The sequence below is a fragment of the Pseudoxanthomonas sp. GM95 genome (genome assembly GCF_900109775.1).
Classification (GTDB): domain Bacteria; phylum Pseudomonadota; class Gammaproteobacteria; order Xanthomonadales; family Xanthomonadaceae; genus Pseudoxanthomonas_A.
In genome coordinates, this window is record NZ_FOAX01000002.1 from 564248 (window position 1) to 577359 (window position 13112).

The window sequence follows — 13112 nt, forward strand, 5'->3', positions numbered from 1 at the left end:
GACTGCAGCGATTCGCGCGGGCGATCAAGCCCTGCGTTACTCGACCTTGGCCTTCAGCTCGACCTTGGGATCGACGGTCAGCGCATCGCCTTTCTTCAGGCCGATCTTGGCGGCCTGGCCGGCGTTGAGTTCCAGCACGTACAGGGCGGGCGCGTGGCTGGGATAGGACGGGCAGGCGTTGCCCGCAGTGCACGGCGGCACGTCGCGCTGCTCGCCGACCAGCTTGAGGTCGTGGTCGAAATACAGGATGTCCAACGGGATGTGCGTGTTCTTCATCCAGTAGGCGAGCGGCTCCTCGTTCTGGTGGATGAACAGCATGCCGTGGTCGTCCGCCATCTCGTCGCGGAACATCAGGCCGCGCGCGCGCTCGGTGTTGTCGTCGGCGATCTCGATCGAATACCGGTGCCCGTCCAGTTCCACCCACGGGGTGCGTGCGCAGGCAGTGAGGCCGGTCAACAGCAGGGCGGCAAGGACGGCGAGGCGGACTGGCATGGGAGCTTCCTGCAAGTGGTGAAATCAGAGGCGCGCGGTGCTTACAGCACCTGCACCGTATCGCCGCCGATGATCAGCACATCGGCCGGGCGGCGCGCGAACAGGCCCACGGCGACCACGCCGGGGATCTGGTTCAGCGCGGTTTCCATGGCCACCGGATCGGTGATGGCCAGGTTGTGCACGTCCAGGATCACGTTGCCGTTGTCGGTGATCACGCCATCGCGCCACACCGGCTGGCCACCGGTCAGGCTCAGGATTTCGCGCGCGACCAGGCTGCGCGCCATCGGGATCACTTCCACCGGCAGCGGGAACTTGCCCAGCACCGGCACCTGCTTGCTCGGATCGACGATGCACACGAACTTGGCGCTGGCCTGGGCGATGATCTTCTCGCGCGTCAGTGCCGCGCCGCCGCCCTTGATCAGGCACTTCTTCGGATCGAACTCATCGGCGCCGTCGACATACAGCGACAGGTTGCCGCTGTGGTTGAGGTCCATCACCTCGATGCCGTGCGCGCGCAGGCGCGCGGTGCTCTGCTCGGAGCTGGAAACCGCGGCCTTGATCCGGCCCGGGTCGCGGCCCAGCGCATCGATGAAATAGGCAACGGTCGAACCGGTGCCCACGCCGACGGTCATGCCGTCCTCAACGAACTCGATGGCTTTCTCTGCGGCCAGGCGCTTGGCTTCGGACATGGTGTGCTCGATCGGAAATGAAATGGAAAAGCGAAAGGAGTTACTTGGGTTCCAGCGACAGCAGCAGCTTCCATTGCGCCGCGCTGACCGGCAGCACCGACAGGCGCGTGCCCTTGCGGATCAGGGCGAAATCCTCGCCCAGCGCGTCAGCGTGCTCGCGGATGGTGTTCAGTGAAATGCCGTCCTTGAGCTTGCGCTCGAAGCCCACGTCCACCAGGAACCAGCGCGGCTGCTCGGCCGTGGCCTTCTCATCGAAGTATTTGGACTTCTTCTGGAACTGGGTCGGGTCCGGATACGGGGTGCTCGCCACGCGCGCGATGCCGTAGATGCCTGGCACTTCGGTGTTGGAGTGATAGAACAGCACGCCGTCGCCGACCTGCATGCCATCCTTCATGAAGTTGCGCGCCTGGTAATTGCGCACGCCGGTCCACGGTTCGGTGCCCACGCGGGCCAGGTCATCGATGGAGAAGTCCTCGGGTTCGGACTTCATCAGCCAGTAGCGGGTGCGCGTGCTCATCAGGGGTGTGCCAGCAAGGTGTGAGATTCGGTGCAGATCGCGTCGGCGCGCACGTCCCAGGGTTGGACATCCAGGCTTGGCGTGCGCTGGGCCTCGAAGCCCACGCCCACCAGCCACGGCGGCGCGGCAGTGCCATGCCGGAACGCGAAGCTGCGATCGTACCAGCCGCCTCCCATGCCCAGCCGGTTGGCCTGGTCGTCGAAGCCCACCAGCGGCATCACCACCAGTGCCATCTGTTCCGGCTCCAGCGCCGAGGACGGCGCGACATCGGGTTCGGGAATGCCGAAGCGGTTGGTCACCAGGCCATCGCCCGCGCGCCAGGGCGCGAAACGAAGCTCCTCGCCGTGCAGCACCGGCAGGCAGTACACCAAACCCGGTGGCAGCTTGAGCTGGAACACATGCAGGCCGATCTCGCCATCCATCGCCCAGTAGCCGGCGACGTAGCCGCGCTCAGGAAAAAAGGGCAGGGCGAATAGCTGCTTGGCCAGTGCATCGGCACCCGCGATGCGCTGGGCGGCGGGCAATTCACGGCGGCGCTGGCGCAGGCTGCGGCGCAGGGCGGTGCGGGCGTCGTTTTCGCTCATGGAAAAAAGAATGCCGCGTCCTGGTGCAGGGCGCGGCATTCTAGAAGATTGAAGACATCCTCCGCCAATGGCGATGCTTCGAAACGACCTTGAACCCGGGGTCCAAGTGGGACACCTTGGGGGCCATCGGGCTTCCCGCTGCTAAGGCGGACTTGCGCTCCCGGCTTCCGTTGATGCCCCGTAGTCGTCATTAAGGGACAAGGCGAATGTTTTGACGCTGTCGCACACAGCAGAGGATGCGCGATCAGTATAGCCCCGCATCCTTTTTTGCCTAGCCCGTTTGTCGGCGCGGTTCAGTGCACGGTGATGGAGGTAGCGGATTTGCGAACGCGCATTGACGTTGCATTGGATCTTATGGGAGCCGATTCGGCGGCGATGCGACGCAACTTCGCAGGCTTCATCGCCGATGAATCGGCTCCTACAACAATGGGGAATCAGCGCGGTTCCAACCAGCCGTCGAGGCGGCGATGCAGATCGCCCAGCGTGCGCGTGAGCTCGCTGTCTTGCGCGGCCTGCTGGTCGCGCAGCTGCTGCAGTTCGTGCGCCAGGTTGAGCGCGGCCAGCACCGCGATGCGATCTGCGGAAGCCAGGCGGTGTGCGCCACGCACTTCGCGCATGCGCGTATCCAGCAGTTTGGCAGCGGCCATCAGGCTGCCGCGTTCGCCCGGCTCGACGCCGATGGTGTATTCGCGATCCAGGATATGGACGTTGACCGGCTCGTTGCTGCTCACGTGTGCTGCTCCAGGGATCGCAGGCGCGTGATCATGGCTTCCACCCGCGAGCGCGCCAGTTCGTTCTTGGCCAGCAGCTGCGAGCGTTCGCCGGCCAGCTGCTCCTGTTGCGCGCGCAGGCTGCGGTTTTCATCGGTCAGTCGCTGGCAGCGATCGCCCAGCTCCTGCAGACGTGCAGCCAGGGCGCGGAGCTGTTCGATCGAGGGCAAGGGGTCCATGGCCGGCACGATAGGCACGCGTGGCGGGGGCGGTCAAGCGCGCGGGTCGAGCCGCGCAGGCGTTGCGGTTCAGGCGTCGGCGAACACGTCCGCGCCGGGGTAGTAGGCGCGGATGAAATCCAGGCACTGCGCGCGCTCCAGCGCCCGGCTGACATAGTGGCCCTGCACCTCGTCGCAGCCGCGCTGCTGCAGGAACGCCATCTGCGCGGCGGTCTCCACGCCCTCGGCAACCACGTTCAGCGACAGCGAGCGTGCCATGGCGATGATCGCGCTGGTGATCGCCTCATCCTCGACGTCGTGGTTGATGTCGCGCACGAACTCCTGGTCGATCTTCAGCGTGGTCAGCGGCAGGCGCTTGAGGTAAGCCAGTGAGGAATAACCGGTGCCGAAATCGTCGATGGCGATCGACACGCCCAGCGCCCGGCAGGCGCGCAGCTCGTTGCTGCTCTGCTCGGGGTTGGCCATCAGCACGCTTTCGGTCAGCTCCAGCTCCAGGCACGACGCATTGACGCCGGTTTCGGCCAGGACGCGGGCGACCACGTCGGCCAGGTCGCCACGCTGCAGCTGCAGCGAAGACACGTTGACCGCCACACTCAGCTCGTCCAGACCGGCGTCGTGCCACTCGCGCAGGGTCTGGCAGGCCTGGCGCAGGGTCCAGATGCCGATGTCCACGATCAGGCCGCTTTCCTCGGCCAGCGGGATGAACTGCGCCGGCGAGATCTCGCCCAGCTCGCGGCTTTCCCAGCGCAGCAGGGCTTCGGTGCCGATCACCTGCTGGTCGTGCAGCGACAGGCGCGGCTGGTAGACCACGCGCAGTTCGTTGCGCTCCAAGGCGCGGCGCAGGGCGCTGGCCAGGATCGCGCGGTGGCGGGTCTTCTCGTCCATGGCCTCGGAATACACCGCCCAAGTGTGGCGGCCGGCGGACTTGGCCTGGTACATGGCCGTGTCGGCGTGCTTGAGCAGTTCGGTCGGCACCTGGGCGTGGTCGGGATAGACGCTGATGCCGATCGAGGGCGACACCGCCAGTTCCAGCCGCTCGCCGAACGCCAGCGGCTGGCTGAAGGCCTGGATCACGCGTTCGGCCACGCGCTCGGCCTCGGTGGTCGAGGAGATGGCTTCCAGCACCACGGTGAATTCGTCGCCGCTCAGGCGCGCCACGGTGTGTTGCGCACCGACGGTCTCCTGCACGCGCGCGGCGGCGGCGCGCAGGATCCGGTCGCCGGTGGCGTGGCCGAGCGAATCGTTGATGTCCTTGAAGCGGTCCAGGTCGATGAACAGCACCGCGACCCGGCTCTTCTCGCGCCGCGCCCGCACCACCGCGCGCGACAGGCGCTCGGACAGCAGCGAGCGGTTGGGCAGGCTGGTCAGGGTGTCGTAGTTGGCCAGGTAGCGCAGTTCCTGCTCGGCGCGCTTCTGCTCGGTGATGTCGTTGAGCACCAGCACCACCATCAGGCGCTGGCCGCTGGCGTCGGGCACGACGTTGGTTTCGATCCGGCAGAGGATTTCCTCGCCGTCCTTGCGCACCTTCCAGGCCTCGCCGGACCAGCGGCCCTCGCGCTGCAGCTGGCCGCTCATACGCGAGGTGCTGTCGGTGGCGTTCTGGCGGCTGTCCAGCAGCGTGAGCGGCTGGCCGGCCACTTCGGCGCCGTCATAGCCGGTCATGCGGCTGAAGGACGGATTGACCGTGATGAAGCGGTATTCGGCATCCAGCACCGCGACCGCCTCGCTCATGCTGCGCATGACCTCGCTGGCCACGCGGTGCTCGTACTCGGCGTTGCGGCTTGCGGTGATGTCGCGCGCGGTGCCGGCCAGGCGCAGCGCACGGCCTGCGGTGTCGGATTCGACCACCCGGCCGCGGGCGCGCACCCAGATCCAGCTGCCGGTCCCGGTCATGTCCATGCGGTGTTCGGAGGTGAACAGCGGCGCCTCGCCGCGCAGGTGGCTGCGCAGGCGCTGGGTGACCAGCGGCATGTCGTGCGGATGGATCAGTGGCACTTCGCCCACGCGGGTGAGCATGGCGATGGCATGGCCGCTGGAAGGGGAATGCTCGTCGGCGCGCATCCGGTGCAGGCGGCGCTTGACCAGGTCGTAGTCCCAGAACACCTCGCCCGAGGCCCACAGCGCCAGCTTCAGGTGGTCGTCGCCCTCATGGACGGGCGCGGCCTGCGGCAGACGCCGGCGCAGCAAGGGCAGCCACCATGCGCGGCTGCCGATCACGACGACCGCCACCAGCACCAGCACGGCGATGACCATCCACACCACGCGGGTGGTCGTGGAGGCTTGCACGGCGCCCAGCAGGGCGAGGGGGGGGATTGTCGGCATGACTTCGGGAACGGCTCCGCCTCGTCCGACAGCGTGGGGAATGCCCGGAGTGTAGGCGTGCGATGCGTCACACAACAAGCGGTTACATGACTTTCGTTCTACAATTTCGGCCATGCAATCCGATGCTTTTGACCGTCCGCAGGCCGCCACGCGATGACCTTGCCGACCCCCGAAGCCATCGACCAGGCTGCCCGCAGCCTGGGCCTTGGCGCGACCCCCTTTGAACTCCACGGCGGCCTGTGCGGCTGGCTGGCAGGTGGCGGCGAGAACGTCATCGCCTGGCCGGCGCGCGTGCTTGCCGATCCGGCCGTGGCCGCGCCCGCGCCGGACAGCCCGCTGGACGAACTGCGCACCACCACGGCCGCACAGCTGGAAGACCGCGGTTTCGGCTTCGACCTGCTGCTGCCCGAGGCGGCCTCCGGCCTGGAGGACCGCGCGCAGGCGCTGTTCGAATGGTGCCGGGCGTTCCTGGGCGGCTTCGGCCTGGCCGCGGTGGGCGAGGCGGCGCTGTCCGACGACGGCGCCGAAGCGCTGGCCGACCTGGGCAAGCTGGCCCAGGCCAGCCCCGAGCTGGGCGAGAGCGAGGAAGACGAGGACGCGCTGGCCGAGATCGAGGAGTTCGTGCGCGTGGCGGTCCTGCTGCTGCACGGCGACTGCGTGCTGGCGCCCAGGCATCGCAAGAGTCTGAACTGATGAAATCGGCTGCCGGGATCAGCGCCGCCGAGTTCGCACGCCGGCGCAAGCAGCTGATGCGCATGGTCGGCGACGACGCGATCCTGGTGCTGCGCGCCGCGCCCGAGCGGGTGCGCAGCAACGACACGCACTATCCGTACCGGCAGGATTCAGACTTCTGGTACCTGAGCGGGTTCCCGGAACCGGACGCGGTGCTGGTGCTGATCCCCGGCCGCCGCCACGGCGAGGTGATCCTGTTCAACCGCGACCGCGACCCCGCGCGCGAGGTCTACGACGGCCCGCGTGCCGGCCAGCAGGGCGCGGTCGATGACTACGGCATGGACGACGCCTATCCGATCGAGGACATGGACGAGATCCTGCCCGGGATGCTGGAAGGGCGTTCGCGCGTCTACTACCACTTCGGCCGCGACACCGAGTTCGATCTCAAACTGATCGGCTGGGTGAACCAGGTCCGCGCCCACGCGCGCGCCGGTGCGCAGCCGCCGCATGAATTCCTCGAGCTGGGCCACCTGCTGCACGAACAGCGGCTGTTCAAGTCCAAGGACGAACTGAAGCTGATGCAGCGCGCCGCCGACATCAGCGTCGAGGCGCACCTGATCGCGATGCGCGGCGTGCGTGCGGGCATGCGCGAGTACCAGCTGCAGGCGATGCTGGAATGCGTGTTCCGCAGCCACGATGCGTGGCCGGCCTACGGCAGCATCGTCGGTGCCGGGGCCAACGCGATTACCCTGCATTACGTGGCCAACAACGGCCAGGCCAGAGCTGGCGACCTGGTGTTGATCGACGCCGGCGCCGAATACCGCAACTACGCGGCCGACATCACCAGGACCTTCCCGGTCGATGGCAGGTTCAGTCCGGCGCAACGCGCGCTGCACGACCTGGTCGGCGCCGCGCAGGCCGCGGCGATGGCGCAGGCGCGGCCGGGCGTGGCCTACGAAGCGGGCCATGACGCGGCGGTCGAAACCCTCACCGAAGGCCTGCTGCGGCTGGGCCTGCTCAAGGGCAAGCTGGAGGCGCGCATCGCCGATGGCAGCTACAAGCGCTTCTATCGGCACAAGACCGGGCACTGGCTTGGCCTGGACGTGCACGACGTCGGCGACTATCGGCTGGCCGGCGACTCGCGCCTGCTGGAGCCGGGCATGGTCTTCACCATCGAACCGGGCCTGTACATCTCCGCCGACGACACCAGCGTGGACGCCAAGTGGCGCGGCATCGGCATCCGCACCGAAGACAACGTGGTGATCACCGCCACCGGTCACGAAGTGCTGACCGGCGCACTGGCGCGCAGCGCCGACGAGATCGAAGCGGTGATGGCAAGCGCGAGCTGAGCGCTGCTCGACAAGCTTTTGTGGGAGCCACTTCAGCGGCGATGAGGCTTTCCCGATGAAGCCCCATCGCCGCTGAAGCGGCTCCCACACATTTGCTGTTTAGTTCGCGGCGAAAGCAGGTCGCGTCAGGTTGTCCCCACCACTGTCAGTGCACAGCAGGTTGTCCTCGATGCGGATGCCGCCGAAGGGTTTGAAGTGCGCCACGCGGTCCCAGTCGATCGCGTCGCCGTGGCCGGCGGCCCTGGCGTCGTCCAGCAGCATGTCGATGAAGTACAGGCCGGGTTCGATCGTCACCACCATGCCGGGCTCCAGCGCGCGGGTCATGCGCAGGTAGGGATGGCCTTCCGGACGCGGGATGCGGCCGCCGCGGTCGGACTGGGCGAAGCCGGCCACGTCGTGCACCTGCAGGCCGAGCGGATGGCCCAGGCCATGCGGGAAGAACGCCGCCGACACGCCGCTGGCCAGCGCGGCTTCCGGCGAGACCTTGATCACGCCGAAGTCCTTGAGGATGCCCATCAGCGACAGGTGCGCGTCGATGTGCAGCTGCTTGTAGTCCACGCCTGGCGCGACCGCCGCGCCCATCTTGATCTGCGCGGTATCGACCGCCTCGATCATCGCCTGGAACTCGCTGCCGGCATCGGCCGCGTAGGTGCGGGTGATGTCGCTGGCGTAACCGGCGGCGCTGGCGCCGGCATCGATCAGGAAACTGCGCGACACCGCGGGCGCGGTGCGGCCCAGCTCGGTGTAGTGCAGCACGGCGGCGTGCTCGTTGAGGCCGATGATGTTGCCGTAGGGCAGTTCGCTGGCGTCCTGGCCGACGGCGGCGCAATAGGCCATGTGGATGTCGAACTCGCTGGCCCCGGCGCGGAAGGCGCGTTCTGCCGCGCGATGGCCGCGCACCGCCAGCGTCTGCGCCTGGCGCATCAGCGCGATTTCGTACGGCGTCTTGTACGAGCGGTGATAGGCCAGGTAATCGACCACGGCTTCGGGGTTGTTGGGCGCGTATTCGCCCAGCGTGCTGTGCGCCTCGCCCAGGATCGCGCACAGGCGCGCGGGCTTGGGCAGCAGGGCGATGGCCTCATCCGGCGTGCGGATGATGTGCAGGTCGAAGTGCTCCACCCACCAGCCTTCCGGCGTGGCCGGCACCACGTGCCAGTAGTCGCGCGGCTGCAGGAAGATCAGCTGCGGCCGCTGGCCCGGCGTGTACACGATCCAGCTGTCCGGCACGCGCGTCAGCGGCAGCCAGGCCTTGAACTGCGGGTTCACGTAGAACGGATAGCCCAGGTCGTCGGACGCCTGGTAATGCAGGCGCCCGCTGGGAATCACCAGGTGATCCAGCCCGCCACGGGCCAAGGCTTCGTCCGCACGCGCCTTCAGCGTGGCCAGGTGGGCGGCGTAGAGCGGGGCGGGATCGGGCAGGAGCGACATGGCGAAGACTCGTGGTGCGGGTGAGCCTGCGATTTTACGCGCCTTGGATGTCTGAGCCTCCCTTTCGCGTCATGCGCGAAGGGGCAGGCACTACAACGATTTTGCAATCAAGCTGGAGTTCAGCGCCCCACCCAGTCCCGCAATGCCGCCAGATGCGCCGGCGACAGGGTCAGGAAGCGCAGGCCACACAGCGATTGGCCGGGCGTGTGGGCAGCGCCGGTCCACAGCAGGTGGGCGCCGACGTCGATGGTGGCTTCGCGCGCGGCGGTGCTGCCGGGCAGGGTGAACTGCAGCTGGTACAGCGCGTCCTCGCGCATCGGCTCGCTGGCCACCAGCAGCATGCCGGCCTCGGAGATGTTGCCGATGCGGCCGATCATGTGGCCGGTCATCACGTCGCTGACGACGATGGCGCCGTTGGGATTGCGACGCTGGGCGCGGCGGGCTTCGGTGATGCTCATTCCTCGACTCCGGCCATTTCGCGCAGCTTGCCGACGGTGGCCTGCCAGGCGCGGTCGATCAGGCTGCCGCGGTCTTCGGTCAGGATGCGCGCCTGCTCGCGCGCCATCAGCCGCGCCACGCTGTCCAGGGTGTGGTCGCCGACTTTCTGCCCGCGCTGGTTCACGAACAGCGCGTGGTCGCTGGTCGGGTTGAACCAGGACAGGCGAAGCCGGCGCACGTCGCCCTGCTGGTTGTGGACGAACTCGAACCAGGTGCCGAACGGCTGCTTGCGCAGGATGTCGTAGCTGGCCTGCTCGGCGGCGCTGCGCGGCGGCAGCACAACCTTGACCGGTGCTTCGGCCGCGGCAGTCTTGGCGCGGGCCTGCATGCGCGCGGCCAGGTCGGCGCTGCCCGGTGGCTCGCTGTCGGCGCCGGACAGGCGCTGGGCGATCACCGCCGCTTCGTCACCGTGGTAGCCGACGTGGACCAGGGCACGTTCGATGCGCGGGGCGAGCTCAGGCTCGGGCTTTGCGCCCGGGCCGCCGATGGACTGGGCGATATGCGCGGTGATGCCGGCTACTTCCTGCCACTCGGAAGATTCCTCGCCGTTGCGCAGGCGGGTCAGGGTGAGCACGTCGGCCCAGGCCTGGGTCAGCAGCGCCTGCACGAACGGCGCCGGCTGGCGGCCGTCCAGCGCGCCTTCGATCAGCTCGGCGGCGCCGCGCTTGGCCAGTTCCAGCCGGTCGCGGCCGCGGGCGGCTTCCACGTGGCGGCGTTCGGCGACCTCGGCCTTGCGCGCGGCGACCTGGAAGTGGTCCTGCACTTCGCGGTGCGCGTGTTCGAACACCGATTCGTCGCCGGTGTACTCGGCCAGCACCTTGGTGACGGCGGCCTTGAGCTTCTGCAGCAGGACCGGATCGACCTCGTCCTCGCCCAGCCAGTTGGCACCGGACTCGGCCACGGCGTTGAGCAGTTCGCGCGCCGGGTGCTGCGGGCGCAGAAAGAACTCGCGGTCGTTCAGTGCGGCCTGGACGATCGGCACCTGCAGCTGGCCGAGCAAATCGGCGGCCGGGCCCTTGCGGACCTCGCGGCCGATCTCGTGATAGAGCAGGTCGAGCAGTTCGAAGGTGTCGGCATCCTCGCGCGCCAGCTCGGCATCCGGGCCGTGGGCGCGGCGCAGGCCGGCCAGGGTGCGTTCGCGGATCTCGCCCAGCGAGGTCGGCGCTTGCGGCGCCTGGCCCTGGGCGACCTGCAGCTGCAGGGTCTGCAGCGTGCTCAGCAATTTGCCGGTGGGCAGGGCGACGCCGGGTTGGGCGCCCGGGCTGCGGGCGGTTGCGGGGCTGGCCGCGGTGCGGGCGCCGGGCGTGGCGGGCATTCCGCTGGAAGGCGTCGCGCCCGGTGATCCGCCCGGACTCGGCGTTCCCGCGCCCGCGCCGGCCAGCCAGCCGGGCATGGCGTCGGTGCGGACCTGTGGCGTGGCGCTGGCGCGGGCATGCCCGGCCGAGAGCAAGCGCTGCAGCGAGGCGAAGGTCGAAGCGCTCGGCGCGGGCCGGGTCGATGCCGGCGGCTTGGCCCAGCTGGGCACTTCGCCCGCGCCGGGCATCGGCGGCGGCGCGGCGACCTTGGTCGGCGTCTTGACCGCCGGGACTTCCGGCGACTGGGTGTCGCGGGTGACCGGCACCCGGCCCGACGGCGTGCGTGCGCGTTGCGGGGCGAACACCAGGCCCGGCAGCACGCCCTGCTGGCCGAGCAGTTCGCTCAGCGCGTCCAGCAGATCGCCGTAGCTGGCCATGCCGTGCTGTTCGAACAGGCGGTAGAACTGCAGCTGGGTCGGCAGGTCCACGTCCAGCTCGGCCGCGGCTGCGCGCAGGGCGCGACACAGCGACTGCGGCGAGAGCGGCTGTTGGGCTTCTTCCAACGCCGGGCTGCCGGCCAGCACGCCCATGCGCTGGGACAACAGGGTCAGGGCCTCGTGGTGGCGGTTTTCGTGCCGGCGGGCGATTTCCTGTAGGACGATGTCCTGGTCGATGTCGTCATCGGCCACCAGGGTCAGCATCGAGGGGATCTCGGCTGGCTCCTCCGGCGCCTCGCGCGGCGTGCGCAGGTTGGCCAGCTCGCTTTCCAGCGCGGCGGCCATCTGCGGCAACAACCGTGCTCGGTGCTTGCGCAGGAGCTGCAGGTTGGCCATGTGGGTGCCCTGCAGCTCGTTGCTGCGGGCACGCTCGGCCTGGGTGAACAGCTCCTGCTCCAGCGCGTCGGCGGTGGCGTCCAGGCGCGTGGCCAGCTCCGGCTGCAGCTGGGTCAGCAGCACATCCAGAATGCGCCGCACGCGCACGGGAAGGGTCGACCCGGCGAGCGTGTCGTGCGATTGAAAGATGGTCGAAGCAACCCCTGAAGCAGCCATTGGGTTCCGTTTGGGCCGTGCGCTGTGCCACGGATTTTTAACACACCTGTCAACCGCGCCTTCCGTGGCCAGGCGTAGCGGAAATTTCAGGCGTCGAGGAACAGTTCCATGACGTCGTTGGCAAAACGCAGCCCCAGCGCGGTGGGGGTCACGTGCGTATCGGTCACTTCCAGCCAGCCGCGTTGCGCCGCTTCGGCCAGGGCCGGCGCCAGCTGCGCGGCCGGCAGGCCGGTGCGCACCTGGAAATCGCGCAGCGCAAACCCTTCGCGCAGGCGCAGCAGGTTGAGCATGTATTCGAACGGCCGGCGTTCCGGTGCGATCAGGTCATCGCCGCCGAGGCTGGCCGCGGTGCCGGCGCTGGCCAGGTAGCTGGTCGGATGCTTGGTCTTCCAGCGGCGCAGGATGGTCTGTTCGCCGCCGGAGGTGATCTTGCCGTGCGCGCCGGCGCCGATCCCCAGGTAATCGCCGTAGCGCCAGTAGTTGAGGTTGTGCGCGCACTGCCGGTCCGGCTGCGCATAGGCGCTGACTTCGTAATGGCTAAAACCTGCCTGCGCGATGCGCGCCTGGCAGGCCTCCTGCATGTCCCAGGCGTCGTCTTCCTCGGGGATGCCCTTGGGCGGCCGGGCGAAGAACACGGTGTTGGGTTCCAGGGTGAGCTGGTAATGCGACAGGTGCGCCGGCTGCAGGGCGAAGGCGCGCTCCAGGTCGGACAGCGCCATCTCCAGCGACTGGCCGGGCAGGGCGTACATCAGGTCCAGGTTGAGGTTGTCGAAGCCGGCGTCCTGGGCCAGCTTCACGGCGCCTTCGGCCTGGGCGCTGTCGTGGATGCGGCCCAGCCGCTTGAGGCAGCCGTCGTCGAAACTCTGGATGCCGAAGCTCAGCCGGTTCACGCCCGCGGCGCGATACGCATCGAAGCGCCCGTGCTCGGCCGTGCCCGGGTTGGTTTCCAGGGTGATCTCGCACTCGGGCACGAAACGCAGCCGCGCGCTGGCCGCCTGCAGGAAGCGATCGATCTGTTCGGCCGGGAACAGGCTCGGCGTGCCGCCGCCGAAGAACACGCTGTGCACGCTGCGCCCCCACACCAGTGGCAGGTCCTGCTCCAGGTCGCGGATCAGCGCATCGACGTAATCATCGAACGGCAGCGCGCCCTTGCCCTCATGCGAGTTGAAATCGCAGTACGGGCATTTGCGCACGCACCAGGGCAGGTGGACGTACAGCGAGAGTGGGGGCGGGATCAGGGCGACGGACATGGCGGAAGACGGCAACGC

At 68.5% G+C, this 13112-nt stretch carries 13 protein-coding genes and 1 other RNA gene; 2 read left to right on the forward strand and 12 right to left on the reverse strand.

Features of this window, described 5'->3' with window-relative positions:
• Window positions 1-36: 36 nt before the first annotated feature.
• From BMZ17_RS10605 to BMZ17_RS10640, 8 genes are all read right to left on the reverse strand, one after another.
• On the reverse strand, window positions 37-492 hold the full coding sequence (locus tag BMZ17_RS10605; protein WP_093138550.1) for a DUF192 domain-containing protein: 456 nt from the start codon (window positions 490-492) through the stop codon (window positions 37-39).
• A gap of 41 nt (window positions 493-533) precedes the next feature.
• The gene (rpiA, locus tag BMZ17_RS10610; protein WP_093138551.1) at window positions 534-1181 is read right to left on the reverse strand and encodes a ribose-5-phosphate isomerase RpiA; all 648 of its coding nucleotides are present in this window, start codon (window positions 1179-1181) and stop codon (window positions 534-536) included.
• A 40-nt stretch (window positions 1182-1221) separates the two neighbouring features.
• Window positions 1222-1698 (reverse strand): EVE domain-containing protein, encoded by a 477-nt coding sequence (locus BMZ17_RS10615; protein WP_093138552.1) that lies wholly within the window; start codon window positions 1696-1698, stop codon window positions 1222-1224.
• Window positions 1698-2282: a 5-formyltetrahydrofolate cyclo-ligase gene (locus tag BMZ17_RS10620; RefSeq protein WP_093138553.1), complete on the reverse strand. Its 585-nt coding sequence runs from the start codon at window positions 2280-2282 to the stop codon at window positions 1698-1700. The genes BMZ17_RS10615 and BMZ17_RS10620 overlap by 1 nt, the downstream gene beginning before the upstream one ends.
• A gap of 54 nt (window positions 2283-2336) precedes the next feature.
• Window positions 2337-2521, reverse strand: a non-coding RNA gene (gene ssrS, locus BMZ17_RS10625) — 6S RNA.
• Between the two features lie 195 nt (window positions 2522-2716).
• Window positions 2717-3013, reverse strand: coding sequence for a cell division protein ZapA (locus BMZ17_RS10630; protein ID WP_093138554.1), 297 nt, complete (start codon window positions 3011-3013; stop codon window positions 2717-2719).
• On the reverse strand, window positions 3010-3231 hold the full coding sequence (locus tag BMZ17_RS10635; protein ID WP_093138555.1) for a TIGR02449 family protein: 222 nt from the start codon (window positions 3229-3231) through the stop codon (window positions 3010-3012). Before BMZ17_RS10635 ends, BMZ17_RS10630 begins: the two co-directional genes overlap by 4 nt.
• A 69-nt stretch (window positions 3232-3300) precedes the next feature.
• Complete coding sequence (locus BMZ17_RS10640; protein ID WP_093138556.1) at window positions 3301-5553, reverse strand: putative bifunctional diguanylate cyclase/phosphodiesterase; 2253 nt, start codon at window positions 5551-5553, stop codon at window positions 3301-3303.
• Between the two features lie 153 nt (window positions 5554-5706).
• On the opposite strand from BMZ17_RS10640, the gene BMZ17_RS10645 reads away from it, so the two are divergent.
• Window positions 5707-6246 carry a UPF0149 family protein gene (locus BMZ17_RS10645; RefSeq protein WP_093138557.1) on the forward strand — a complete coding sequence of 180 codons (540 nt, stop codon included), beginning with the start codon at window positions 5707-5709 and terminating at the stop codon, window positions 6244-6246.
• A complete protein-coding gene (locus tag BMZ17_RS10650) occupies window positions 6246-7574 on the forward strand; it encodes an aminopeptidase P N-terminal domain-containing protein (protein ID WP_093138558.1) in 1329 nt (442 codons plus the stop codon). Before BMZ17_RS10645 ends, BMZ17_RS10650 begins: the two co-directional genes overlap by 1 nt.
• Before the next feature lie 99 nt (window positions 7575-7673).
• Here the strand turns inward: BMZ17_RS10650 and pepQ are convergent, their stop codons facing one another.
• The 4 genes from pepQ to hemW form a co-directional block, all read right to left on the reverse strand.
• Window positions 7674-8993 (reverse strand): Xaa-Pro dipeptidase, encoded by a 1320-nt coding sequence (gene pepQ / locus BMZ17_RS10655; RefSeq protein ID WP_093139619.1) that lies wholly within the window; start codon window positions 8991-8993, stop codon window positions 7674-7676.
• A 128-nt stretch (window positions 8994-9121) separates the two neighbouring features.
• Window positions 9122-9460 carry a PilZ domain-containing protein gene (locus tag BMZ17_RS10660; RefSeq protein WP_093138559.1) on the reverse strand — a complete coding sequence of 113 codons (339 nt, stop codon included), beginning with the start codon at window positions 9458-9460 and terminating at the stop codon, window positions 9122-9124.
• The gene (locus tag BMZ17_RS10665) at window positions 9457-11844 is read right to left on the reverse strand and encodes a DUF1631 domain-containing protein (protein ID WP_093138560.1); all 2388 of its coding nucleotides are present in this window, start codon (window positions 11842-11844) and stop codon (window positions 9457-9459) included. Before BMZ17_RS10665 ends, BMZ17_RS10660 begins: the two co-directional genes overlap by 4 nt.
• Window positions 11845-11930: 86 nt before the next feature.
• Window positions 11931-13094: a radical SAM family heme chaperone HemW gene (gene hemW, locus BMZ17_RS10670; RefSeq protein ID WP_093138561.1), complete on the reverse strand. Its 1164-nt coding sequence runs from the start codon at window positions 13092-13094 to the stop codon at window positions 11931-11933.
• Between the last annotated feature and the right edge of the window lie 18 nt (window positions 13095-13112).